We start from the raw sequence: 25758 nt of genomic DNA, 5'->3' as shown, positions 1-25758 counted from the left end.
TGGCCGTGACAGCAGCTCGTAGTCTTGCAGATTACCGGCATCACGCGTTTTCTTTGCGTTTACAAAAAGGGGCGCCCATCAATTTTTCCCCAGCAGTCTGCATTCAGTTACATGCCTAATTCGTTTTCAAGTTTCATGGTGCGAAGGCGCATCGGCAAAGCCCTGGCAGGCAACCATCGAAACGCTGCTTCAGTCATCGCATGCCAAATCAAAACCTGGATATAAAGAGCGTCGTCGGTGGTGCCAATTGCCCCGTGAGGCTTGAGAATCTGCTTGAGCAGTAGTGTCACTGCGCGAGGGTATCGACCTCGCCCTGTGCTGTCGGAAATCGGCACATAGGAAATGCAGTCAAAGGGGCGAGAGTAACCTCGGATCACGTTCTGTAATTTTGCGCGTAGCTCTTTCTTGCTCGACCGTGAGGCAGCGATCCACCAGATCAACTCTACGTCCTCCAGCTCCATTCCTATGGGGGGCTCATCACAAAAATTGTCGAACTGGTCGAAGGGTAGCGGACGATTTGGGCGAGGTCGTGGGCGACCGGGCATGCCGTGGTTCGATGGGCAGTTTGAGATGTTCATGTAAGGCCGAATCTGGAGAAGGTAGGGATATTAGCAGCGTCGATGGCATTTCAAAAAAGCTTCAGCGAAACTCCAATCCTCTGGTAAGTACGCGCACTGTCAATCGGGTCAGGTTCGAGCTGCTGACGCTTATCTTGCTAGAGGACGGCGCAATTGAACAAACGCCATGCGACCTGGAATCAATGTCTCGGCAGTCCCGCGATTCGTTCTGAGTAGCTCTCTATAAAAGGATTTTTGGAAAACGTATGTCATCTACAGAATTGGACGAGGTCGTCCCTGGTACCGTTGAAAAAACCGTGCAAGTGGTCGAGGAAATTGCTGACCCACTTGGCCACCTCTCTGCAGAGCAGGTGGAAAATATCTACCAACGGTATCTGGGAGGCGAGAAAACAAGCGACTTGATGAACGAGTTCGCGATCAATACCAACACTAATTCTCTACTGAAGCTCCTACCTCTCCTGGAGCGTACCGATCTCGCTTGTCCGCATTGCAGCGCTCACGGGACGCAGAGACGAGCAGCCCGAAACAAGCCCGCAAATCGGCCAGTTTGCACCGGGTGTGATCACATCTTCCCGACGTTTAGTGAGGACATCTGTGGGTGCAGTGGTTGTAAGGACGAGTACCTCAGTCAGATCAATGGCGAGGGCATGCGGCATAGAACTGCTTATGACCAGCTAACGCTTCGTGAAAAGATACTTCTGCTCGCCGCCCTGACAATGGCCGGCCCTGCTGATGTGACCTGTTTCTCTTTCGCCCAGCTTCAGCGATGGCATCGCCGGTTAGCACCAACGCCCGAGTATCAGAATCAATGCATAAGTGAGCTTTTCGGTAGGCATATCATTCTTGTATCAGCAGATACGTCATCCGACGCGCTGGATTTTTACCGCAGATACGACAGGCATGATTTTTTATGGTGGACTCCCAACGTAAGCGCTGCTGATTCCGATGACGTGGCACTTGATGTGCAGTCTCTCCAAATGCTGATTGTTTACGACCTGGAGCGAAACAAGGCAGAGCTTGAGTCTGTTTTGACAGAGCTCATTTATGAGCTTGCTGAAGAGGATCTTGTAGAGTATCTGCGCTACCGAGTCGAAAACGCTGCCGTCGTATTCAAAGCGGAGCGCGCTACCCGTGAGGTCTTGAGGCCATTGCTTGCCTCTAGCTCTGTCAGCAACATATTTAGCATTATTTGGAAGGCTGTTAAACAAGCGGATAAATCGCTTGAGAAAGGGGTTTTTAATGGGGCCACCCACGCCGGTAACTGGATCCCGTCTGCCATCGTGCGGATAGCTGAGGAGGAAAAGGAGTACGAATATGACCGATTGAAGGGATCTAAAATCTGTCAGATTTCTGAGGTCATTTACAGCCTGATCCTGGACGACCCCGATGGTAGCTTTAAGATACCTCTACCGCGTTACACCGCCGAGGTAATGCGACCTGTGCTCGAAGGTATCAGTAGCGCAAAAGACGCGAAACTCGCGTGATTCTGTCGGAAGTCAAAGTCAGCAGAGGGCGTGACTGTTCGGGGCCGTCCGCAATCCTCTGGCGCCTGCGGCGACGTGGCCTTCAGACCGGGAACATTCATACCTGCGAAGTCGTAGCCAAAGTAGGCAAAAGCCGGCGCGCGTAAGGGGAGAAGACCGAGGATCGGTAACCAGCACGTTTTCTTGCAGAACCTTCGTCATACAGGTTTGACAATCCTGCTGCTGCCCATGCAAGATATGGATATCCAACGAGTGTTCATGCTATTAGCTAGGTACGAACATTCGGCGCAGACAGCGTGACGCGATACACCATTACACCATTACGTCATTCGGAGCATGGGCCTAGTTTGCTGCGACTTACCCTTCTCTCGGTGCATCATGGGATGCAAAGCGCCTCGACCGAGGGTGACTGAAACGGGGCATTGCTCTTTCATCTGTTGGACACAGAGCTGATATTTTTGTCAGTAGGGCGCATGGAGGATATCTGACCTTCCTTGGCGAAGAAATCGGCTTCGTCACGCATAGATAATCCGACGAAATTCAATTTTTGACTCATCTCAAGCATATTTTTGCTTGAGATGAGACTCGTCAGGAAGAAATGTGGATAGCCATCGTCGTCTCACCTCAGCACAAATTCATAAACTTTACCAATCTCTCAATGCCAGCCTTCGCCATAGCGGGACTGAGATTCTCGGTTCTCAGCTCGGACAATTCGTCGCGAGAACCATAGCACCCAAAACCATCAAGTCCTTAGGTGGCATTCGAAGTATCGTCGATAGTGATCTGAGTGATGCTGTCGAGTTCATCGAACCACGTCAGTCTGATTTCCTGTTCCGAATAAAGCTAAAGGCAGTGGAGCCTCTCCAAGAGGTGATCGAGCAGGCAGCAGTCAGCGGCGCGGAGCTTTGGCGTTATTTCTCCAACCCTAATGTACGGTGCATCCTCGGTGTGGATGCTGCCCACAGGGTCATTGTCACTCCATCTGACCAGTCGTTCGCTTCGGACGTAAAGCTGCTCAAGAGAATGGATGCGGAAGAGTACAGGGCCTTGGCTCAGGCATACGCCCAGGAACAAAATGATGACGGTTTTCGGGCACAGCTTCTGGAGCTTGCGAACGATTCGTGGCTCTACGCCAAATGGATCGAATGCCTGCGTGCCAAGCGAACCAAGTCGATCAACTACCTCAAGTCTTGGGAAATCAAGCGTACCGAGTTGGTTGTGGGGCGGCTTCGTGAAGAGCTAGAGCTTGCCGGGATGGAACCTAGCCAAGCAACAGTGGTGGCGGATGGCATACGCCCGGCTATGAAGAAGAAACCAGTCGAGGAGCCCCACGTGTTCGTTCAGGTCGCTGAGTTGGGCGTTAATTCGTTTTCCGAGGATGGCGATGCGAAGGAGCTCAAGGATCTACGGGCCTTGCTCCGTCAAGCAGTGGATCACATGTCGCTTGCAGACCTGAAAGCAATACGGGTACCTGCCGGTGTTTGGCTTGAGCTGCTCAATAAGCCAATGGATTGATACTACATGCGGCCGTTGCTGATTCTGGCTGAGACCAGGCATACCCAGAGAATTCAAGAGATACTTCAGAAATATGGGCACCCGGCTGTCGTCAACAAATTCGTCCGCATCATCTATGCCGATCTGGGCTTAGAAATTGACAAGGGGCAGTTCCATTACGACGTGTTGGCTGCGTTGCAGGAGAAAAGACCTGACGGTGCCTCTCAAGGGTACACGGTCTGCTCAACCGTCGAGCTTGCGAGAGTTCTAGGGCTGAAGAAATTACTGCAGCTCCAAGACATCCCGCTGCAGTTTTTCAGTGGCAGCGTTCTCGCCAAACCTCTACGTGCCGATTCTACGGCTAAGCCGGAGTTGGCAAATATGCTGGGCTTGTGCGAGCTTTCGATCCATACCGCTGCCTCAGAGCTGCTCAGTGCCTGGAGTCACTCGCGTGTTGATGTGAATTCGCTTGCTGTTTGGAAAGGCCAATTTGGCCGGTTGGGGAAGTTTTCTTGGGTGGCTGATGCGATCCTGGCGAACACTGCACTGATCGCTCCCCAAGACCTGGTAGATCGTTTCCTCGAATCACCCATACCCCAATCCAACGCTGTCGTTTACAACAAAGATGGCAGAGGTACGATCAAGAGTGGTGAGGTCATCGCCAACCTGCTGACCAAACGCCTTCCCGACATGGACATCCTCGACTCCCTGACTGATGCCATCGAAAAGTACCCCAGTGGGAATATCGTAATGGTCGAAGATGGCCTTTGGACAGGGACTGAAGCTGTAGGTGTTTTCGAGAGTCTGCTTGGAAGGCGAGAGGGTCGAGAAAAAACCAAAGCGCTGACTGATCCGGCACTACTGGAGGATGTGACTCTTACACTGGTTTATGGGGTCGCCACCGACTACGGCGTCTCAATGGTCAACCGTTACCTTCGTGACAATAACCTGCCCAACGTCAGTATCTACGGAGCTGAAACCCTGAGCTTGACGTCGGAACGATTGCTTCAGAGCATTAATGACTCCACATACGACGTCTCTGAATTGCGAGGCCATGGGCCGGCTTCGGACGACATCACGCCGCATTTCTTCAACCATTTTGACGCGCATGCCGATAAAGCTGTGGCCATCGACTTCTGCAGAGTGGTGGGACAGCAGTTGTTCGACAATTATCTGGCGGAGAGGCAGTCTAAGGGTTGGGGGGCGTGGGAGGACGAAAAACGGCTGAAGTGCTGCTTCGGTATGAATGGTTTGGGGCTTACCCATGCATTCGGTCATTCGGTGCCCAAAGCAACTTTGCCCCTGCTGTGGTGCAAGGGCACGGTTGAATGGGCGGGTCATACCGTGGAGTGGGTACCGCTTTTTGAAAATGCCTGAGCAGGTTTCGCTTGGATATCGTTGCCGGCCCGGCAAGTTGCATGTAGCTGCCATGCTCGCCCCGCATCCCTTTGGTCAATCGAACTCGTCGATAAGCTCCTTCGCGATCGCTTTAACCTGATTCAGTTTTTTGGCATCTTTAGGAAGCTCCGGCGTTTGTGCTTCCTCCAAGAGATGCTCAATCTCGCCGTCCACGCCTCGGATGATCTCATTCTCTCTCGCATCTTCTTGAGCGTCGTAGATGTTTTTACGGTCTGGACGGCTGAGGCACGGCTGCGTCATCCACTACCGGCACTGCAGCCTCCAAAGCTTTTTGCTGCCGCTGCCATTCGTCAAATTCATCCTGCTGATCTTGCAGATGAAGGTCGCTGCCCATGAATACCTCAGGATCTCGGTTGATTCACTGGAGTGAAATCTCACGCAGCCTCATTTTAAGCGCTAAGGAGGCTTCTCACCAATGTCTCTCATCCGCTAGATTTTCCTTGATTTCTGGTACCAGGAACGCGAATAGCCGATTGTATTTGAGGTCTTGGCGGTATGCAGGATCTTTGTTTCGCAGAGCGTCTCGAATAATTTTACGGCGTTTTTCCCAAGTCTTTTTTGTGTCCTGGGAAGTCAACGTCTCCGCTTGCTGGAAAGCTTCCAGTGTCCAGCCGAAAGGCAACAGGTAGGCTTTGTAGTAGTCGAATGCGGTGTTCGTCACGTTGATCAGGCGGGGCAGACGGTAGCCAATGGGGCGACCATATCTTGCGCTGAGAACAATGGATACTGCGCCATGAAATCGGCCCTCATGGAATGAGCGAGGCAGCGAAATCTGCGGCATTGCGAGAGTCATACGTTCCCGCAGCTCGCTCCAGGCCAAGTCTGCCTCGGGTTCCTCGCTGGTACCGTGCTCTAGCCAAAAGTCGTGGAATTCTTGGCGAAGTCGGGCAGGAGCGATAGTTTCTTCCAGCTCTTTTCGATGAGTCGCATAGTCGTAGAAATAGACCAGTTGCTGTTCCGTATCGACAGTTAGCTGATCAAGAAACACCTCTTCTTCATGCCATTCGTTGAAGATAATCCGACCTTTGAGGTGTGGAACCGCGTACCAGCAGGTCAGCGCCATACGCTTGGCTTCTCGGGAGCGCTCCAACGTTCGTTCATTCACAACGAAGACGTTCAGGTTATTGAGGTAGAAAATATCCTGTTCGGCGGTACGGCTCTCTTGGGGATTGAAGCCCTCGAACACCCACACGATGGCACCACCGTTGACGCGGTAGAACTCTCTTCTGCCTACGATCTCCGTGAGAAAGGTAGTGGATAGCTGGACTTCAAACGCAAATCGCTGCTGCTCCCGGTAAACTTGAACATCCGGCTTGCGCCATGTTGCCCGGTCAGCGATAGGCATCCCACGCCATACCTTTTCAACTTCCGGTTCCGAGCAGGCCGCATCGGCATACAAGCTGTCTCGAATAATGCCCTTGAGTCGAAGGTGAGCCGCGCTTTCTTTCGCAGCGTTGTACTTCATCCGATTGATCTGATCGGTGCTGAATGCCCCCTTTGTCGAAATTGGACAGCCCCTGGTGCCTTCTTCATCCGGATGATGACGGAAGTGGAACCGTCTCTGTTGCGTAAGCACTAGCATTACCGCACCGCCGCAGATCCTGCATACCAGCCATGGCTGACTCGGGTCGCGAGCATAGCGGCCAGCGAGTTCGTTTCTATCCTGTATTACGACGACCAAATCTCGCCTTAGGAACGTGTCGACGTCCAATGGCTCCCCGTCATCGAGGTTTAGGATTTCGTTTAGCAGCATTTGATCCGTAGGCTGGGCTACGTCATAGGTGAACATCGATCACTCCCTGATTGGTCTTGCACCCAGGTTTGTAGGGTGAAGGGCAGCGTTCCTAATGATAGGTTGCTGAGCCACTATGGCGCCATCACGCCCGTTGAGTCAAAATCTCAGCCAGCAAATCGGCTATCAAACTGCCGTGCATTAACTTAGGTAGGATTCATGGGAAGGAAATGGCTCAAGCAGGAAAAACGGACAAAGGAACGTAAGCGTCCGGCCATGTCACCTTCAAAACTCCAGCATTAAGGGCGATGGTGTCCGCGTATTTTTAAGCGGACGCGATCACCCTTAATCGCCAGGATTTCCATGCGCCAACGAAGCTCTTATCCCAAACCGTTCAAAGCCCAGGTCGTTCAGGAATGCCTTCAGCCCGGGGCCACCGTTTCAAGCGTTGCCATCGCTCACGGCATCAACGCCAACGTCATTCGTAAATGGCTGCCGCTTTACCGGCATACCTCAGTTGCCGCGTTGCCTGCGTTTGTCCCGTTGAAGGCTCCGCCTAAGCGGCCGTCGGAGGCATCGGCGATCATCGAGATACCCGTTGGCGAACAAGCCATCGCAGTGAAGTGGCCAGTTTCCGATCCTGATGGGTGCGCTCGATTTATTCGAGAGCTTGCCAAGTGATCCGCATAGACGCCATCTGGCTCGCCACCGAGCCCATGGATATGCGCGCGGGTACCGAGACTGCGCTGGCCAGAGTGATCGCAGTATTCGGTGCGGCGAAGCCGCACTGTGCTTATCTGTTTGCCAATCGCAGGGCTAACCGAATGAAAGTCCTGGTTCATGACGGAATTGGTGTTTGGCTGGCGGCACGGCGGTTGAACCAAGGCAAATTCCACTGGCCAGGCATTCGCCAAGGTTGCGAGATGGAGCTGGATGCCGAGCAACTTCGGGCGTTGGTGCTCGGTCTACCTTGGCAACGTGTTGGCGTTGGCGGCGTAATTACACTGCTTTAAAAGTTTTAATTTTGCTTCTTGGCCTACTGCCGTAGGCGGTCTGCTTTGGTAAAATCCACGGCATGACTTCCTTGCCCAACCTCGACCAAATGACCCCCGACCAACTGCGCGCCCTCGCTGCGCAGTTGATGTCGAAGGTCGACACCATGGGCAGAAAGATCCACCGCGATCAAACCATCATCGAACAGCTGACCCACGAGATCGCGATCCTCAAGCGGCACCGGTTTGCCAAACGCAGCGAGCAGATCAGTCCTGAACAAGGCAGCTTGCTCGACGATCTGCTCAACACCGACCTTGAGGCTATCGACGCCGAGCTGACGGCACTGCTTCCGGCTCCTGCTCCAGAAGAGGCGCGCCAAAAACCAAAGCGCGCGCCACTGCCGCCGCAGTTTCCACGCACCGTCATTCATCACGAACCAGAAAGCACTCAGTGCACTTGCGGCTGCCAACTCCAGCGCATCGGCGAGGACATCAGCGAGAAGCTCGATTACACGCCGGGCGTGTTCACTGTTGAACAGCATGTGCGTGGGAAGTGGGCCTGCCGTCAGTGCGAAACACTGATCCAGGCACCGGTACCGGCCCAAGTGATCGACAAGGGCATCCCAACTGCGGGCCTGATCGCGCATGTGTTGGTGGCGAAGTTCGCTGACCACTTGCCGCTGTATCGGCAGGAGAAAATCTTCGGGCGCGCTGGTTTAGCGATCCCGCGCTCCACACTAGCTCAATGGGTTGGACAAACAGGTGTACAGCTTCAGCCATTAGTTGATGCCTTGCGAGAAGCCGTCCTGGCGCAGCAAGTTGTCCACGCCGATGAGACGCCGGTGCAGATGCTTGCGCCCGGAGAGAAGAAAACTCACCGCGCTTATGTCTGGGCTTACTGCACCACGCCGTTTTCGGCGCTTAAGGCAGTGGTTTATGACTTCAGCCCGAGCCGCGCCGGTGAGCATGCGCGTAACTTCCTCGGCGCGTGGAATGGCAAGCTGGTGTGCGACGACTTTGCTGGTTACAAAGCTGGGTTTGAGAAAGGCATGATCGAAATCGGCTGCATGGCTCACGCCCGCCGCAAGTTTTTCGATCTGCATGTCGCGAATAAAAGTCAGTTGGCAGAACAGGCGCTGCACTCGATTGGCGGTTTGTACGAAGTTGAGCGGCAAGTGCGAGACATGAGTGATGGAGATCGCTGTCGAATACGGCAAGAAAAAGCGGCGCCGCTGGCCAAAGCACTGCACGACTGGATGTTGGCCCAGCGCGATCTTGTGCCCAATGGATCAGCAACGGCCAAAGCCTTGGATTACAGCCTTAAACGCTGGGTAGCGCTGACGCGCTACCTGGTCGATGGGGCGGTGCCCATAGACAACAATCCAGTCGAAAACCAGATCAGGCCGTGGGCACTTGGACGCTCGAACTGGTTGTTTGCTGGATCGCTTCGCAGCGGCAAACGGGCAGCGGCGATTATGAGTTTGATCCAGTCGGCACGTATGAATGGGCACGATCCGTATGCCTATCTCAAAGATGTGCTGACGCGGCTGCCGACGCAGCGGGCGAGTGAGATCGACCAACTGCTGCCGCATCAGTGGGTATCTGCCTGAGTCATGCAAGGTGACTTCGGCGGACGCTTACAAAGGAACAGCTGTTCGATGCTTTGGTGAAGAATGCGCTGGGGTTCGTTGAGACGTCACTTGATCACGTTAAGGAGAGACCCAAGAACTCTATCGTCGACTTGTATACGGCCATTGAGCTCTTTCTCAAAGCTCGCCTGATGGCGGAACACTGGACGCTTATGCTGTCCAAGCCAGAGACTGCAGAGCTGCAAAATCTATACGTCGGGGACTTTCTTTCTGTTTATCTCGATGATGCCCTGAAGCGGATCAATTCGATTCTTGGAGAGAAAATTGACCTCGCCGCCTCCGATAACTTCAAGGCGCTAGGCGAGCACCGCAACCAGATCGTCCATTTCGCCCATTCAGGGCATGACGACCTAGCAGCAACTCAAGCGGGCGTTATCGTTGAGCAGTGGGCCTCATGGCACTACCTGTACGCCATGCTCACAGATACGTGGAAGGAAGTTTTCGAGCCTTACAAAATTGAGCTCCAGAAGCTTAATCACCGCATGATGAGGCAGCGCGATTTCCTTAGTTCCCGGTTCACGATTCTAAAGCCGAAAATTGAGATAGAGCTGAAAAGAGGTAAAACGATCATTGCATGCGAGCACTGCGAGCTGAAGTCAGCTGTGGTGAATAAAGTGCATCCTTGGGGAACGGATTACAGCTGCTTGGTCTGCGGCGTCAGTGACACGGCGGTGGTAAAAGCTGATATCAAATTACCCTGCCCTGGATGCAACGAAGACATTGAGTTCTTTGATGCAAAATTCACCGAATGTCCTACGTGCCACTTCGCCTTCGATACAGATGCTCTAATCGACCTGTGCACTGCTCACATCCACGAAGGGGATCAATGGTGGGAGGAGGGCGCCGAGCATATCGCTTCTTGCCATGAGTGCGAGTGTCCCCGACCTTCTGTTTTCTACATCGACGGGTTGTGGAGCTGCGTTTCGTGCTTCGATCGAGGATGGCAGGCAGTTGCCTGTGAGCGCTGCGAGGAATTTGTGACTGGCAGCATGGAGAGAATTAAGTATTTCGCCTGCCATAAATGTGAAGACCAAGTGCGGCAAGGTATAGAGGCTATGGTCGCAGCTGGTGCGGCGGCTGAGGAGAGTCAGGATGCAAAAGAGCAACCATGACCGGGGCAACGTTAACCCGCTGGCGGCTTAACCTGTCCCAGGAGGGAATGCTCTGGAAGGTTGCGTTAGCACATCTTGGAGCCTCCGGCCTTCATCAGGCAGTAGTGGATCTACTCCAAGGTTTTGGGCCCAAGCCTCCACGCAGCTCAATGGAGTACCTTCGTCGCGAGTGGGTAGGGGAGGAGGTTCTCCAGGTGCTGAGACGCGCGCGAAGCGAGGCCGGTATTGAGAGTCCAGCGCCTGATAGCCTACCCGAATATGTCGCGCTTCTTTCTTGCTATAGCCGACATCTTGCAGATGGCCTCCTACAGAAGTTACCGGTCGATAAGCTGCCGCCCGTCCTTAAAGGCTTTAAGCTTGAGCACGATTTAGGTATGTGAAGGAGATTGACTGGTGGATATTTAAACTCTTTCTTTCTTTCTCTCTCGCTCCAGCATTATATTTAAATACTAAGTGTCTTTATATTATCTTGTGCGATTAGAGATCGCTAGTCGCCGACCAATATGTGGGTGAGGTATGAAAAAATCTGATTTGAAATTTATGAACAGTGTGCTGAGGAAACAGTGTGGGTGGTATTTGGAAATCGGCGTTGTTCCCGATTGTGGGGATGAGTTTTTTCGGGTGTATGAGCGCCCATCCTCTAAACAGGTACCTAATAATTTTGTAGGGGTAATGCCTATATGCTCCACTCTCGGTGCTATTGTGAGTGCTGCCGCCCTGTGTAAATACTATCGTGATGCTGGGATGGAGGCGAGTAAAGCGCAGCGGTAAGGTGTTTTAAATAAAACTACTTACTTTTCGAAAAGGCAATATGAAAGTGCGAGATGCTCCTTGATTTTAAATTGAGAACCCATGACACTGATTTCTTTTGTGCCATGGACTCCACCGTGAAAGTAGCTCGACATCCCGTCACTCTTAAGCCGATCACTATAGCCCAATATAGATTTGAATTCGGGCCGCCTTATCAGGGGCAGATTAAGCTTCTGCGCCCGGAAGCAACCTGTCCAGCTTGCCACGAGGCGCTACTGATCCGAGGCGAGAAGGTTGAGGCTGATAGGATGACATTCAGTCATTATCCAGCGTCAGCCACTAAACCTTCAGTGTTCTGTCCAATCAAGGCAGCGGGTAAACATAAGTATGAAGTGCTCTGCCCAGTTGATGAGGATCCATTAAGAACGCGGCAACTGCGAGAGAGTTTTTTCGCTAACTGGAAACTGCATTGGAGACGATTTGCACAATACGTAGGCTATGCTGATATCGGTGACTTCATCAGTATGATTAAAGTGGCTGATAAGTCAAATGTATGGCGCTATCGCTCACTTCAGGAGCATGAGGTGATCATAGTGTTTATGTTGACTAGCGACTTCAAGCCCGTGCTTGGCAAAGGTACTGAGCCTCTACGGAAAAACTGGGTACGATTTTGGTTTGAGTCTCGGGCAACATCGTTCGAAGATTTCTGGAATCTTCAAACAAACCATAAAGTGATCATACGAACGGAATATAACGTCCCGGTAGGTAAGAGGGGATTAAAGCCTGACTACCTGGAGCAGTTCAAAGTTTTAGATATGAGCCACAACTATTTGGCTAACCGGAGGGAAGGTGATGATCATGTCCCCGACTACGTAGAGCGACGTATGATACAAGCGTTTAGGAATCTATTAGGTATATCGAGTGTGGTGACAGGGAGTCTGTCCCGTTCGATGCCCAAGCTCTGATGTAGGGCTAAGACATCATTGGATCTAGTGTCATGTGGGCTGCACATGTGCGCAGCCCTGTCGTAAGGATGCGAGGGTAGCATCAGCCGCTCTCACAACTACCTGCAAGATGATGGGGCTGATTAAAAGCATTAGGTTCGCTATTTCCTGTCGAACCTTATCTTGCGTAGTCTTGGTGGTTGCCCGGATAAGGTTGTTTGCCGCTATACCTTTACCACCTCCAAGGTCAGCATTCAGAAAAAATCCTCTTTGGCCGGAATCCCATGTGACGAACAAAAGGTAAGCCGGCGGGCCAACAAAGCGAGCTTGGTTCACCGCCAGATTTTGTCGATGTCGGCTAGCTTTTAGAACAGCCGGAAAGGATTGATGTACTTATTGACTTTACGCAGATATCTGGAAGCTAAACGCATCCCTGCTCCTATAAATTTCACCTTTTGAAGCGTCCCCTGCCGGTCGTGGACGAAGTGAAATTGGTCGTCCAGCTTTGAACGTTCGACCAGAAGCTGTTGGCGGCACTTGTCATCTAAATTGGGGGCAGAGAGCTCATCGTCGATTACTTGTTGGTAACCACGGTACTCTCGCTCCATTGCAGCAGCTCTCCAAGCTGATGTCACCGGCATAACCAGGCAGAGTAAAGCCGTCCCATCGAAGGCGGCTGCCACAGTGGTTGCGCTGAGCAAGCCATCGCGCCATAGCACTCCCATTATTAGAAAGGGAATGCTGACGACCAACGCCAGAAAAACTGGTTGGGTCGCGTAGGCTAACAGTGGGTGAGGGCGATACCGCAGTTTTCTCATAGAGCCTCCAAGGCTTTGATAGGTGATGAGATACTGGCAGTTCTGCCTACCCTTGTCTTGCCAAGTCAGTGCTCCGAAATTCAGCGTCAGGAGCGTCAGGAGCGTCAGGAGCGTCAGGTAGGCCGCATGGGTTACTCTTGATGATCCGTGCTCAGCTGAAACTCGTTGGGGTTCCGCAAGCGCTCAACCGTCCTTGGGGCTGCGCTCTGGTTTATCAGGCTTACTGCAGTTGAGCTATCGATTAGCAGCGCTGCTTCGCATGAGTCCCTTTGGCTAATCTTCAGCCGCTGGACGACATTAGTTTTCGTCATCCTCACCTTCGTCACTCGAAACGCTTACAGGCCTGTTTAGTAGTGCAGTAAAGTTCTGTACCGTATGTTTCGGATTGTTTATCAGATCAAGTGCAAGTCCTTTGTGCGTCGCCATCATTACCCTTGCCATGTCGATGTAGTGCTTGTAGGTGATCTCAATGTCATTGTGACCCAGTTGATTGGTGATGACTTGGGCTACAGCGAGTATAATGACATCTGTCGATTCCGTGAGGAGGCTCTCACCAAAGGTAACAATTAGATATTGAGTGGGCCACCAATGTCGAGTTTGATAAAAATCAATGTGACTTCTAAAGCTTGGCATCGACGCCATTGCTTTTACCTTGGCGCTATTAGTGCGCTTAGCAATTTTTATTGGGGTGACGGGGATGCCATTCTTATTTAGAAAAAGAATGCCGGGTGGGCAGTCATGTCCAAAGTGTTGCTTATATAATTTTCTTCGTTCCATGTAATACGGTTTAATATAATTCTCTTCAATAGCCCTGAGATCCTCCATATGGATGATGATGGTGCGGTCTTTGTGTCCTTTGCTGTCGTAAACAGTATATTCAGTGGTGACGTTAGAGCCGCTACCCATTTCGGAGAATGGCATGATGTGTTTATTGTCACGATCGCCCAAATAGGGGAATCGGTAGATATCCATGGGGCGCATACCTGTCCCCAGTGCAAAATTGAACAAGCACTGATACACCGGATCGACGTAAGCCCTTAGTAAAGCCTCTATCTCGGGCTTTGTGATAAGAAAGTCAAACTTCGTTTGCCTATTTCTTTTGTCCAAGACACGGATGTTTTCAGAATCAATCTTGGTCTTAGACATCGTCTGGATGTAACTCAGTACGCGTCTGCTCCTAAAATTGGCCTTCCATGATTTCAGCTTGACGCTAACGTTGGTCAGGAAGTTTTCCTGATTGAGCCAATGAAAGAAACCCAGTAGGAGCTTGGCATCCTCATAAATAGTCTCGGAGCAAGGGCGTGCGGATTGTTTTTCTAGTCGATCTAACTGCCGCTGTATCTGCCATCTCCGAATGTCTCTATTATCTGCAAGTAAATGATAAGACGAAATATCATGGCCCTGCATTTTTTCTTGCGTGGATAGAAAGCGATAGAACATAGAGATGATGCTGGCATACCGTTTGGACGTATGTTCGGATGACCTTGTTCGACTATAAAGAAACAAGTTTGGGTGAGAAAGTAAGATCTTTTTGTCTTCATACTCCGCAATCAATATGTAGTGCGTCACATTGATTGGTAGCTCGATCGTGTTATAAGTGACAAGTTTTCGACTGATATTGATCATGTATAATGATGTCCGTTATTTTGACTCAGTCGCCTTGGCGTATTTTAAAGACAACAACTTCATCGAATCCCCAGGTAATGCTCACAGAATCAGCATTGTCTGCCCCTTTGGCTTCCTGCGCTGGTAATTTCTGAAACATGAATTCCCGCTGAGCTTTTTTGTCACTGTCAGATGCGCAATAGGGAATGTAAATGCTCCTGCAAAAACCGGCTGGCAGATATTTTGTGAAGTTAAGAATTTCGCTGCGGCTGAAAAGAGGCAGTCTAACGATAAGCGCCGTCTCAGTCGGGTTACCTATATAGTTGTCCACGAATGTGCTAAAGCGCGATAAATAACGATCTGAAAAAATCACGACATGTACGTTCGGGACATCTGAGAATTTAATGAGCTTTTCCCTGATTTTGAAGATTTCATTGTCCTTTGCATCCTCAAATTTATTTATATCAAACTCCACGCCCACACGTGTGTATAGATTCTCGATATCGACATTGAAGGCAAGCTTGTTGGAATTGTTGCTGGCATTATCTGATCTACTCGATAAATGACCATCCGCAGCTAGGGCAAGCTTTAGCTCCAAGTTATCAATTTTCTTGCGCAGCTCTTCATTGTGTAGTGTTTGACGTTCAAGAGATGTCCTCACGGTATGGCTTTGAAGCACCACAAGGTCGTTGTTCATCAGTGTAGTGATATGACTGTCCAGGGCATGTTTCAAAGACTTGTCATGATCTTCGATAATTCTCTGAATTTGCGCTTTGTATTTTGTTTCTATTTGGGTGAGCGCTACCTGGGTATTAATCTGATTTTTTGTTTCAATACCCTCTACCAAGTCGGAGATATCTTTATCCCCGGCAATGTACGGTTTGAGATCGCCGTAATAACGATCGAGCGCCTGGCGGCTAATGCCGGCTTTGTCCGCTAACTCCTTCAGCTTAATCTTCTTGCCGGTCGCGAGTAGGTGATGCTCGACTATCAAATCTATCAGCCGCTGACGACGATCAGAGTTTGAGGCATTGGACTGTTCTTGCTTAGATGAAGTAGCAGCCGTGTGTGAGGCGTCAGCCTGCGGATCACGGTATGAATGTAAATCAGACATTGGCAACCTCAATGAAATTGTTTTCCGAATGACCCGTGGTGATGAGATTGTTCAAATGCGATTGTGTCGCTGAAATACGGCGTCTGAGTTCACGTTCTGCGGTGATTTGTAATTTGCCGCCCGCATTTTCCAGTACAGTAGAGTAGAAAGTGATGTTGTCAGACAGCGCCTGTTTAGCCGTTGCCAGAATAATTATTTTTTTACAATCAATTTGACAGTTGGACGGATCTGGAAGGATGTTATCCAAGTCAACTGTGCGACCTTTCAAGCAAGGTGGGATGTTGTCTGCTGTAAAGTGTTCGGCAGACATGCAATATGTTCCGACAGCTGTGCGACGAATAAATATTGGTTCGCCGGCGGTAAGCAAGTGAGAAATGTAGGACATGAGCGAGACTTTCAACTGCTTGCCCGTGAATTCGTCAGGACGCTTCTCAATTTGCGCGTAAATTCGTTTGGCAGCCTCGCCCGAATGGCCCCCGTACCTGATACCAGAAACTATTTCGTGGAATTCTCGCGTGTAGTTTTTCTCAATAGCAATCGCTACTGTTCTCACCATTAGCGGATTTCGCGCAATGTAATGAAGTGTCATTGAATAACTGCGATGCCCGAACAACGCTCTGATGATATCAATATTTCTTTCATCTCTATTGATAAGGATCTCAGCAATTGTTTTGCGAAAACGGTGGCAATGGAGCCGTTCGATTGGCAACTGTCTGCGGAGCTGATTAATAACGAATTCAATAAGTGCCGGTGTCGCATTATTCAGCACTTTTCTTGATTGGTTAGACTGAAATATCCATCCATCTTTGACAAAAGATTCGAGGTTGCGAAGGCTTTCAAGGGTGCGAATGGCGTCCCCAATAAACTTGGGAATGGGTAGTTCGTCTGGCTCACCTTTGGTAGGGTTCCTGGCAGTTTTCCATCGGGTGATACGTAACCAGTAGTCGCCGTTTGCATCAATAATGAGGTCTGAGAACTTCAAAGTGGCAAGCTCAGATTTTCGAGCCCCAGTCACTAATGCGACCAAGATAAATACCGAGTTCCTAACGTTGTCCAGCATAACGCCGTAGGGGTTGGCCCAAGAATATGAAAAATATGGGCGGCTGTCCTTGATGTGTTTGCGCACCGGTGGACACATTACGCTTTTATCGTTGACCGTAATGGTCATGAGGCGCTCAAGTTCTGGAATGCGCTCTGCTCGACTGACTATGCGATCAGCGAGACCTGCAAAACCCGAGTCTTTAAGATAATCGGCGAGCTTTTGCATTTCAGGTGCAACACCTTCAATCCAGAACAAGGTGTATTCCATGAGGATTTCAAGATCTTCCTCTGAATAGGAAACCCACGAGCTTACATTTCCTCTGAAATAGGTTTGAAACACGTCTGCACGATTTTCAGGGGTGTCGATTGAGCTAAGCCTTACATCAAGCCGTAGGTGCTCCGGTATTAATTTGTGTTCGGAAAGATTAATCCAGAGACGTATGAATTGAAATAGGTTCAGGAAGTGGCCTTTCGATTCACTTTTCTTGGCTCGAGCCAATGCGTTAAGTATCAGTGGAGTGGAAATAAGGCTGATATGATCCGGTCGAGCGGTTAAATGATTGTCCTGAAAAATATAATTTTCCATAACGCTGTAATTGAAACCGTACACGCGTGCGGTCGTATAGCTTCGAATGTGGTTAAACGGCGAGTATTCTTTAATCGTATGGTAGATCAACGCACGCTTCAATTCGTTGGAGCCTTCAATCTCCCTATTGAAGTGGATATTGTTTGGAGCGCCGTTGCCCCCGCGTGTCATCACCCAAAGGTTATCCAGGTAGTTGGATTCCGCTGTAACGGGAAAATTTCCACCCGTCTCTTTCAACTTCTTGGCAAGAGATAATGTTGGCGACGCAATCTCATCACTGAACTCTTCTTCAAAAGATTCAGCCTCTTCTAGCCTGGATTCATCATCATCAGCTTCTAGGTCGGCGAGCAGAAGCTCATCCTCGCTGACTTCGGAGTCTGCGTCCGCCTCGTCCTCCGATGTTTCGTTATTGTCTGATACCCCTTCCTTATCAATAATATCGTTGAACTCTTCCATGCCGATGACTCCGTGAACATCTTGCTCTGGCGTATTGGTCGATTCTTGACGGCTATTATTTCTGTTGTTGGTATCAGACATTGTGGTTTTCACTGTCAAATATGATTTCAAGTATTTTAAGGTCGCGGGGCAACAATGGTGCGTGACGGCGCCTATAACGAGCTGCTGCCGTTATGTCATCGTCGTCTCCCCATTTATCGAGAATGTATTGGATCGCCTCATATTCTTTACTGAATCGAGAATCGAACCCTACGTTTTCATCACCTCTTTCATTGATGATTTCCTCTAGGTGCGCCGCTCTTTCCATCAAAAAAGGTAATGTCTCTTGAAATACTCGCATTTGACTGCAAAAGATACATTCAGAAATGGCGAAGCATTTCTTGCCTGTCGAGGCGATAATGTCGGAACCTACCCAGTCAGGCTTTTCTTGATTAGAGCATGCCCAAAGTGGTCGATCATGTCCTGGGATATGAAAGATCTTGAGTTGGCCAGAGGCTTCGGCTTGAGCATGCTTACTAAGTAGGCCCTTAAACTGGCGAGTCCTCAAAAGGTGAATTACTGCATCCAGCTCAGTACGTAAGCGTGCCTTACGTTGTTGGCGAGCAACACCAGAGTCATCATAAAAAATGTCAGTCGTATCGCGATCCTTATGCCCCATGGTATGAGAAAGCATTGCAATCGAATGATGTTTCTTCTTGTGGAGAAACCAAGTTGGCCTGAGTCGGCGCGTCAGTTCCGAGGCACTCGTCAGGCGCTTCCCGTTGTCGATGACTTTATGAATCTTTAAAAGATTTTTGACGGCAATTGAGAATGTCGGTTTGTAAGCGATTGACGTATACCGACCCCCACGACGCCAATCCGCTTTTTTCCGAATGCAAAGGAACAGCGGATTCATATCCTCTCGGGAAAGAATAGTAGGCATTTGATCCAGCGGGTATTTGGCGAGCGGCTCTGAGAGACTCTTTGCTAGATAAACGAGATTGTAGAAACTGAACGGATCATCGTCTCGGGAGGGTAGATGGATTCGTTTCGGCTTCTCGAAGGGTTTGCCGTTTGCTTGGGAGCGGTTTTTTTCTGAGAAAACAATCTTAACCGCCGCTTCGATCACCCCAGTCAGTGTATGTTCGAAATTATCCTGATCCACTGCCAAGACAGTCTCTTTGTTCCAGCCTGACTGAAACATCATGAAAATCAAAAGCGCCGCCATGTCCTCCACACTGGGAAAATAAAGACCCATAATTCGGTCTATGTGGAGCGTGCGAACTTTTGATTTATCTATGTTTCCTGTTGAGACTCTGTAGAGGAGGATTTTAATAATATCGTTACAATCCTCTTCGATGCGGCCGAGTTGATCTTGGCCATAGGTCTCGACAACCATTTCTTGGTCTAGATCAAAAGGGTAGCCATTAACGATGAAGGTTTTAACGACACGCGCATAGTCCAGTGCCCAGCCTGAGATTCCGCCGGTTTCAAATGGATCATAGATACCGTCGTAAGTGATGCTGGAATATTCGTTCCGGTAAACTTCACGGAATTTTTTGATGCCGTTTTTATCATCCGCCAGCGCTTGGATTTCCGGATCTGGACACCTTCTGAAACGGGAGCGGTATGAATCGCGATGAGCATCTCGGTTCATGAGCTGCACGTGCTTTTCCCATTTGAGCAGTCGCTCCCTTGTAGGCTTAGGGCGCAGCTCTTCCATGACTTCGGCGGCTATGTAGGGTTCTGCTTTTTCAACTTCAGTACGGAAGGCCAGTTGGCGATATAGACCTTCAATTTGCGTAAAACAAGCACGTTCTAACGATTCAAAGCCATCTTTGTACAGAGGCTCTGTCTTCTTCGCGACGTCTACCGAGATCACAGGAAGCTTGATGAATGGGAGCTTTCCAGTTTCATCCGCTACTTTCTTAATGGCAGTTTTAAGCTTTATAGCAAGTGCATTAGGGCGGCCTTGGCTACTGATATAGTCTTGGTAGCCATTGAAAATTTCAGAGTTTATGTCTGTGTATCGTTTGACATGAAGGGCTTCTGGATTTCGAGCATTGTGAAGCGCCACGAAATCTAATAACTCTTCGATACTGCTTCGCAGTGTGTATCCATTGGTATGGTTGGCATCGCTAGAAAACAAAACAAAAAGCCAATGAAGGCATTCGCAAAGATTCGATGCAGCGTCAAAGTGCTCGCTCTCCATGTATCGGCACGCGATTCGCTTGCCATTCGAAGAGATAATCGAAGTGACTGCGAAGATGTCTTTGATCTCATCTACTTCGAGGAAGTCGAATTCCGCCTCAGTTGGTACATCTTGTGCGATTGAGTTCATGCTTCAGGGGCGCCCTGGAGTTTCGGGGCGTCAGGGGCACCTTGGGTAGCGGTAGTTGCGAGATCGTCAGTGCAGCGAGCAGGTAGGCCGTTCCACGCTTGCTGAATCAATTGGCTCAGGTGATCCAGGCTGCCATCGTTCAAAATCAAAACGTCTTCAGGCGCTTGCTCAATGCCTGCTTCGGATGAGTGCTCATTCACTTTCTGAAGGTCGGGCCGTTTGATGTGCCAAATCTTGCCGTTGTGGCTTCGCAGGAAGGCAGCCTCGTTCTCGAACCGGATGTCCTTGATGATGATGGTATGGGCTTCTTTGGGCAGCTCAATACGGCACTGCGGGACTACCACAGGCCTGTGCTGACGGCGGGTATCGAAGTCCGGGAACATCGCGTAGGTATGGCTCTTGAGAAGCTCGATGGCTTCTCGGGGTGAGAGGGCCCATTGGCTGTCGCACACATCTAGGCTGACTGGATTCCAAACCTGATCATCGGTGAAGTCAAAGAAGGCCTGGGCTGCTAGAGCGAACGGGGCCTCCGGTGAGGTCAGGTTGGCAGGGAAGGGGATGTCGGGTGTCTCAGGAGATCGATTGATCTCCCGCTCAGCTCTCATCAACCAATGCTCTGGGTTATGATGACGCATCCATTCTGTACCGACAGTTTGAAAGAACTCCCTTGGGGATTTGCTCCACAGATCTATCGGCTTTTCTTTGAGGTCGTCGTCCCAAGTCTCTTTGTTGGTCAGTCCAAACAAAGCCTGGCACCCGACCTTCAGGGGATCCGCAAGGGCAAAGGCAGCTACATTCGGGTACGTCAGAAGCATTGACGCTACGGTGTCTTTTCCTGATCTAGCTAGAGCTGCCAGGCCGATGATCGTTCTCACTGCTTGTCCTCGGTTCAGAGCTCAACCCCTCTAGTTCGGGGCTTAGAGCATCAGTTTACTTATTTTAAAAAGGAATATAGTACGTGCTGTTTACATCTACAGCAAAGGGAAAACAAGATTCGACCTACGCCTATCAGGGGGGCGGTCGCGGCCTGTCGCTGGAGCGCATCGCGACCCTGGAAGCCTTCGTCCAGGGCGATCTGCGCCCGGACCTGACGTTAATTTTCGATCTGCCGGTGGAAGTGGGCCTGGCCCGCGCCAGCGCTCGCGGTCGTCTGGATCGCTTCGAACTCGAAGGCCGAACCTTTTTTGATGCGGTGCGCAGTGCTTTCCTCAAGCGTGCCGAAGCGGATCCTGCGCGTTATGTCCTGGTTGATGCCGCCCAGCCGTTGGCGCAGGTTCAGCAGTCACTGGATGCCTTGTTGCCGCGCCTGCTGGAGTTGACCCGTGGCTGAAGCCTATCCGTGGCAGGACAGTCTCTGGCAGCAGTTGGCCGGTCGCAAGCAACATGCTCACGCCTATCTGTTGCATGGCCCGGCCGGAATCGGCAAGCGTGCACTGGCCGAGCGCTTGATGGCCAGTTTGTTGTGTCAGCGTCCGAGCGCCGCCCACGATGCTTGCGGCGAATGCAAATCCTGTTTGTTGCTCAAGGCCGGCAGTCACCCTGACAACTACATTCTGGAACCGGAAGAAGCCGATAAGGCGATCAAGGTTGATCAGGTTCGTGATCTGGTCAGCTTCGTGGTTCAGACCGCTCAGATGGGCGGTCGCAAAGTGGTGCTGATCGAGCCGGTCGAGTCGATGAACATCAACGCCGCCAACGCTTTGCTCAAAAGCCTTGAAGAACCTTCCGGCGATACCGTTTTGCTGTTGGTCAGCCACCAGACCAGTCGTTTGTTGCCGACCATCAAGAGCCGCTGTGTGCAGCAGGCCTGTCCACTACCGAGCGAAGCCATGAGTCTTGCGTGGCTGGCGAAGGCTTTGCCGGACTGCTTGGAAGAAGAGCGCATCGAGTTACTGACCCTGGCCGCCGGTTCGCCACTGGCCGCCGTCAACTTGCAGGCCCAGGGCGTGCGCGAGCAGCGGGCGCTGGTGGTCGATGGCGTGAAGAAGTTGCTCAAGCAGCAACAGTCACCGACACAACTGGCCGAAGGCTGGAATGCGATTCCGCTGTTGCTGTTGTTCGACTGGTTCTGCGACTGGTCGAGCCTGATCCTGCGCTATCAGCTGACTCAGGACGAAGAAGGCCTGGGACTGACGGACATGCGCAAGGTGATTCAGTATCTGGCGCAGAAAGCTGGCCAGGACAAAGTCCTGAATATTCAGGACTGGATCCTCGCCCAGCGCCAGAAAGTGATGAGCAAAGCCAACCTCAATCGGGTGTTGTTGCTGGAGGCGCTGTTGGTGCAATGGGTGGGTTTGCCTACCCAGAAGTGATCGTCTGTGCTTAGTATCCTGTGTCGCAAATACTGTTTGTGAGACGGGACACTAGACTCTGAGCATCAGCAACGGAGGTCAGCATGAATGAACTCGTCAATCCGGGGCCGCGCAACGGCATTTTGTCCCTGACGATCAAGGACAAGTCCGTGCTTTACGCGGCCTACATGCCGTTTATCAAGAACGGTGGCCTGTTTATCCCGACCAACAAGAGTTACAAGTTGGGCGATGAGGTGTTCATGCTGTTGAACCTGATGGACGAGCCGGAGAAGATTCCGGTCGCCGGCAAGGTCACCTGGATCACCCCCAAAGGTGCGCAGGGCAACCGGGCCGCCGGGGTCGGCGTACAATTCAACGATGGCGACAACACCGCGCGCAGTCGAATCGAAACCCATCTGGCCGGAGCCCTGAAGTCCGACCGTCCCACTCATACGATGTAAGTTGCAGCCCTTTTATGCTCGTAGATTCCCATTGCCACCTTGATCGCCTCGACCTCACCGCCCACGACGGCTCCCTGGATGCTGCACTTGATGCGGCCCGTCTGCGCGGGGTAGGGCACTTTCTGTGTATTGGCGTCAGCGTCGAGAATGCCGCCGACGTCAAAGCCCTGGCCGAACGTTACGACGACGTCGACTGTTCGGTGGGCGTGCATCCGCTGGACGTGCAGCCGGGCGCCGCGCCAGCACTTGATTGGCTGTTGCGTGAGCTCAACCACCCGCGTGTGGTGGCGATCGGTGAAACCGGTCTGGATTACCACTACGAGCCGGAAGCAGCGGAGTTGCAGCAGGAGTCGTTTCGCCTGCATCTGCAAGCGGCACAGCAGACGGGCAAACCGGTGATCATCCACACCCGTGGTGCCCGCGCCGATACGTTGAACCTCCTGCGTGAAGCGGCGCTGCCCCAGGCAGGCGTGCTGCACTGCTTCACCGAAGACTGGGACATGGCCAAAGCAGCATTGGACATGGGGTATTACATTTCCTTGTCCGGGATTGTCACTTTCCGCAATGCCGACGCTCTGCGTGACGTGGCCAGTAAAGTGCCGGCTGATCGATTGCTGGTGGAAACCGACTCGCCTTACCTGGCGCCGATCCCTCATCGCGGTAAGCCGAACCTGCCGCAGTACGTGCGCGACGTAGCGGAATTTCTGGCAATGTTGCGAGGTGAACCTTACGAGCGGTTTGCCGAGCAAACCACCGAGAATTTCAAGCGACTGTTTCCGCTGGCGCATGTGAAAGGTTAAATCGCAGGCAAAAAAAACCCGGGTTCTGGGGGGTGAATCCGGGTTAAGACCATTAGGAGTAAAACAAAGGCACGCGGTCCGTTGGTACCTATATCGGCGCAACACTTGGGGGAGATGTCCCGCCGACAGTTGAAGTATTGATCAGTATTGCGCCGAGTCCAGTTTGCCGGCCCCGGTTTTTAAACAAATTTGGAATACGGGCGCTTCGGTTGAGTTCTCACTAATCTGCGAGACTGCCGGAATTCATCAAGAAACACATATATGGTCGGATGATCCGTGCATTTTTGCGCAAGTTAGGCATAATACGCGGCTTCGAATTTTGACCCCTACAGACCTTTTCTTATGCATAAAGAACCTCGTAAGGTCCGTGAGTTTCGTCGCCGCGAGCAAGAAATTCTCGATACCGCGCTCAAGCTGTTCCTCGATCAAGGTGAAGACAGTGTCACCGTCGAGATGATTGCTGATGCCGTCGGTATCGGCAAAGGCACGATCTACAAGCACTTCAAATCCAAGGCCGAGATCTATCTGCGCCTGATGCTCGATTACGAGCGTGATTTGAACGAGCTGTTGCATTCGGCCGATGTCGACAAGGACAAGGAAGCCCTGTCCCGGGCCTACTTCGAATTCCGCATGCGCGATCCTCAACGCTATCGGTTGTTCGATCGCCTGGAGGAAAAGGTGGTCAAGGGCAATCAGGTGCCGGAGATGGTCGAGGAGCTGCACAAGATCCGTGCCTCGAACTTCGAACGCCTGACCCTGCTGATCAAGGGCCGGATCAGCGAAGGCAAACTTGAAGACGTACCGCCTTATTTCCATTACTGCGCATCCTGGGCGCTGGTGCACGGCGCCGTGGCGCTGTATCACTCGCCGTTCTGGAGCAATGTGCTGGAAGATCAGGAAGGCTTCTTCCAGTTCCTGATGGACATCGGCGTGCGCATGGGCAACAAACGCAAGCGTGATACCGACACCCCGAGCAGCTGAGTCCATACAGTTCGCCTTATTGCGCCATGATATTCACACCATGACGCAGTACCGCAGGAATATACTCAGGCATAGGACTTGCTAAAACTTGATTTGTGAGTCAAGTTTTAGCGGTCCGAATATTCTTCCGCCGGAGTAGTCCATGATCGTTGACCGTCAAGGCAGGCGTTTTCGCAATTTGCGAATCAGTCTGACTTCAGCCTGCAATTACGCTTGTACCTACTGCGTGCCCAACGGCAAGCGGTTGGTGGCTGCGCAGGATGAATTGTCGGCCGAGGCCATGGCGCGTGGCGTGGCCTATCTGATTGAAGCGGCGGGCATTGAGCGTTTGCGCATCACCGGCGGCGAACCTCTGGTCAGCCCGAAACTCGAAACTTTCATGGCTGCCGTCGGGCAGATGGGCCTGGCGGACATCAGCCTCACCACCAACGGTCAGCTGCTGGCGAAGAAGCTGCCACTGTTGGTGGATGCCGGCATTCGTCGCATTAACGTTTCCCTCGATACCCTGGATGCCAGCGCCTTTCGCAGCATTGCCCGTGGCGGCGATCTGGCGACTGTGCTCGACGGTATGGATCAGGCCAGCGCCGCCGGCCTGAAGATCAAGGTCAATATGGTGCCGCTGCGTGGGCAGAACCTCGATCAGGTGATGCCGCTACTTGATTACTGTCTGGAGCGCGGCTATGAGCTTCGCTTCATCGAGTTGATGCGCATGGGTCACCTGGCCAGCGACTCCAATGCTTTCCTGCAACAGTTTGTCAGCCTCCAGCAGTTGCTCAGTCTGATCGGCGAGCGCTACGAATACCTTCAGGCCGATGCGCCGGTAGACGCCACCGCCGTGCGTTACGAGATTCCGGGGCAGGGCTATTTCGGCGTTATCGCCAACGAAAGCGTTCCTTTCTGCCGCACTTGTTCGCGGCTGCGTCTGTCCTCCACGGGCTGGCTGCACGGCTGCCTGTCGTCGAGTAACCGCCACTATGTCGGCGACCTGCTGGACAAGCCCCGTCATCAAGCTTTGCCCGCCTTGCAGAGACTCTTGGTGAAAGCCTTGGGCGATAAGCAGGAAGTGGCATTTTCCGGTGGCGCGACCGTGATGAAAATCATCGGCGGCTAAACTCTGTTCCTGCCACACCG

Annotated in this window: 22 protein-coding genes and 1 pseudogene; 14 read left to right on the top strand and 9 right to left on the bottom strand. The window is 51.6% G+C overall.

The window, feature by feature from the left end:
- Nucleotides 1-107 precede the first annotated feature (107 nt).
- Nucleotides 108-578, bottom strand: coding sequence for a hypothetical protein (locus tag QFX16_RS21280; protein ID WP_283181226.1), 471 nt, complete (start codon nucleotides 576-578; stop codon nucleotides 108-110).
- Nucleotides 579-823: 245 nt separating this feature from the next.
- Here QFX16_RS21280 and QFX16_RS21275 point away from each other — a divergent pair, with 245 nt between their 5' ends.
- The 3 genes from QFX16_RS21275 to QFX16_RS21265 all read left to right on the top strand — a co-directional run bounded on the left by QFX16_RS21275 (nucleotide 824) and on the right by QFX16_RS21265 (nucleotide 4933).
- Nucleotides 824-2062: a hypothetical protein gene (locus tag QFX16_RS21275; protein ID WP_283181225.1), complete on the top strand. Its 1239-nt coding sequence runs from the start codon at nucleotides 824-826 to the stop codon at nucleotides 2060-2062.
- A 600-nt stretch (nucleotides 2063-2662) separates the two neighbouring features.
- Nucleotides 2663-3577 (top strand): hypothetical protein, encoded by a 915-nt coding sequence (locus tag QFX16_RS21270; protein ID WP_283181224.1) that lies wholly within the window; start codon nucleotides 2663-2665, stop codon nucleotides 3575-3577.
- Between the two features lie 6 nt (nucleotides 3578-3583).
- Nucleotides 3584-4933: a phosphoribosyltransferase-like protein gene (locus QFX16_RS21265; protein ID WP_283181223.1), complete on the top strand. Its 1350-nt coding sequence runs from the start codon at nucleotides 3584-3586 to the stop codon at nucleotides 4931-4933.
- Between the two features lie 75 nt (nucleotides 4934-5008).
- On the opposite strand, the gene QFX16_RS21260 is transcribed toward QFX16_RS21265, so the two are convergent.
- The gene (locus QFX16_RS21260) at nucleotides 5009-5215 is read right to left on the bottom strand and encodes a hypothetical protein (protein ID WP_283181222.1); all 207 of its coding nucleotides are present in this window, start codon (nucleotides 5213-5215) and stop codon (nucleotides 5009-5011) included.
- A gap of 169 nt (nucleotides 5216-5384) precedes the next feature.
- The gene (locus tag QFX16_RS21255) at nucleotides 5385-6764 is read right to left on the bottom strand and encodes a DUF6035 family protein (RefSeq protein ID WP_283181221.1); all 1380 of its coding nucleotides are present in this window, start codon (nucleotides 6762-6764) and stop codon (nucleotides 5385-5387) included.
- Nucleotides 6765-7070: 306 nt separating this feature from the next.
- Here QFX16_RS21255 and tnpA point away from each other — a divergent pair, with 306 nt between their 5' ends.
- The 5 genes from tnpA (at nucleotide 7071) to QFX16_RS21230 (ending at nucleotide 12175) form a co-directional block, all read left to right on the top strand.
- Nucleotides 7071-7388 (top strand): IS66-like element accessory protein TnpA, encoded by a 318-nt coding sequence (tnpA, locus tag QFX16_RS21250; RefSeq protein WP_010465922.1) that lies wholly within the window; start codon nucleotides 7071-7073, stop codon nucleotides 7386-7388.
- A complete protein-coding gene (gene tnpB, locus QFX16_RS21245; RefSeq protein WP_010465920.1) occupies nucleotides 7385-7720 on the top strand; it encodes an IS66 family insertion sequence element accessory protein TnpB in 336 nt (111 codons plus the stop codon). Before tnpA ends, tnpB begins: the two co-directional genes overlap by 4 nt.
- A gap of 62 nt (nucleotides 7721-7782) precedes the next feature.
- Entirely contained in the window at nucleotides 7783-9309 is a 1527-nt protein-coding gene (gene tnpC, locus QFX16_RS21240) for an IS66 family transposase (protein WP_010465918.1), read from the top strand.
- A gap of 56 nt (nucleotides 9310-9365) precedes the next feature.
- Entirely contained in the window at nucleotides 9366-10460 is a 1095-nt protein-coding gene (locus tag QFX16_RS21235) for a hypothetical protein (RefSeq protein ID WP_283181220.1), read from the top strand.
- Nucleotides 10461-11347: 887 nt separating this feature from the next.
- On the top strand, nucleotides 11348-12175 hold the full coding sequence (locus QFX16_RS21230; protein ID WP_283181219.1) for a hypothetical protein: 828 nt from the start codon (nucleotides 11348-11350) through the stop codon (nucleotides 12173-12175).
- Between the two features lie 344 nt (nucleotides 12176-12519).
- Here QFX16_RS21230 and QFX16_RS21225 read toward each other — a convergent pair whose 3' ends face one another.
- From QFX16_RS21225 to QFX16_RS21200, 6 genes are all read right to left on the bottom strand, one after another.
- Nucleotides 12520-12972 (bottom strand): hypothetical protein, encoded by a 453-nt coding sequence (locus QFX16_RS21225; RefSeq protein ID WP_283181218.1) that lies wholly within the window; start codon nucleotides 12970-12972, stop codon nucleotides 12520-12522.
- Between the two features lie 297 nt (nucleotides 12973-13269).
- Entirely contained in the window at nucleotides 13270-14598 is a 1329-nt protein-coding gene (locus tag QFX16_RS21220) for a site-specific integrase (protein ID WP_283181217.1), read from the bottom strand.
- Between the two features lie 25 nt (nucleotides 14599-14623).
- Nucleotides 14624-15691 (bottom strand): hypothetical protein, encoded by a 1068-nt coding sequence (locus tag QFX16_RS21215; protein ID WP_283181216.1) that lies wholly within the window; start codon nucleotides 15689-15691, stop codon nucleotides 14624-14626.
- The gene (locus tag QFX16_RS21210; RefSeq protein WP_283181215.1) at nucleotides 15684-17855 is read right to left on the bottom strand and encodes a tyrosine-type recombinase/integrase; all 2172 of its coding nucleotides are present in this window, start codon (nucleotides 17853-17855) and stop codon (nucleotides 15684-15686) included. Before QFX16_RS21210 ends, QFX16_RS21215 begins: the two co-directional genes overlap by 8 nt.
- Nucleotides 17848-20094: a hypothetical protein gene (locus QFX16_RS21205; RefSeq protein ID WP_283181214.1), complete on the bottom strand. Its 2247-nt coding sequence runs from the start codon at nucleotides 20092-20094 to the stop codon at nucleotides 17848-17850. The genes QFX16_RS21210 and QFX16_RS21205 overlap by 8 nt, the downstream gene beginning before the upstream one ends.
- Nucleotides 20091-20969, bottom strand: coding sequence for a deoxynucleotide monophosphate kinase family protein (locus tag QFX16_RS21200; RefSeq protein ID WP_283181213.1), 879 nt, complete (start codon nucleotides 20967-20969; stop codon nucleotides 20091-20093). The genes QFX16_RS21205 and QFX16_RS21200 overlap by 4 nt, the downstream gene beginning before the upstream one ends.
- A gap of 116 nt (nucleotides 20970-21085) precedes the next feature.
- Between QFX16_RS21200 and QFX16_RS21195 the strand changes: the two are divergent.
- The 6 genes and pseudogenes from QFX16_RS21195 to QFX16_RS21170 form a co-directional block, all read left to right on the top strand.
- A pseudogene (locus tag QFX16_RS21195) lies at nucleotides 21086-21424 on the top strand (dTMP kinase); the annotation flags it as partial.
- Nucleotides 21417-22406 carry a DNA polymerase III subunit delta' gene (locus QFX16_RS21190; RefSeq protein ID WP_283181212.1) on the top strand — a complete coding sequence of 330 codons (990 nt, stop codon included), beginning with the start codon at nucleotides 21417-21419 and terminating at the stop codon, nucleotides 22404-22406. The pseudogene QFX16_RS21195 and the gene QFX16_RS21190, both read left to right, overlap by 8 nt.
- An 83-nt stretch (nucleotides 22407-22489) precedes the next feature.
- Nucleotides 22490-22846, top strand: a complete 357-nt coding sequence (locus QFX16_RS21185; protein WP_033056958.1) for a PilZ domain-containing protein — start codon at nucleotides 22490-22492, stop codon at nucleotides 22844-22846.
- Nucleotides 22847-22860: 14 nt separating this feature from the next.
- Nucleotides 22861-23646: a TatD family hydrolase gene (locus tag QFX16_RS21180; protein WP_283181211.1), complete on the top strand. Its 786-nt coding sequence runs from the start codon at nucleotides 22861-22863 to the stop codon at nucleotides 23644-23646.
- A 342-nt stretch (nucleotides 23647-23988) separates the two neighbouring features.
- On the top strand, nucleotides 23989-24627 hold the full coding sequence (locus QFX16_RS21175; protein ID WP_008152317.1) for a TetR/AcrR family transcriptional regulator: 639 nt from the start codon (nucleotides 23989-23991) through the stop codon (nucleotides 24625-24627).
- 142 nt (nucleotides 24628-24769) lie between these two features.
- A complete protein-coding gene (locus QFX16_RS21170) occupies nucleotides 24770-25738 on the top strand; it encodes a GTP 3',8-cyclase MoaA (protein WP_283181210.1) in 969 nt (322 codons plus the stop codon).
- Nucleotides 25739-25758: the final 20 nt, after the last annotated feature.

The organism is Pseudomonas svalbardensis (assembly GCF_030053115.1).
Lineage (GTDB): Bacteria > Pseudomonadota > Gammaproteobacteria > Pseudomonadales > Pseudomonadaceae > Aquipseudomonas > Aquipseudomonas svalbardensis.
The sequence above is the reverse complement of the archived record's forward strand: the minus strand, read 5'-3'. Positions and strand labels throughout refer to the sequence as shown.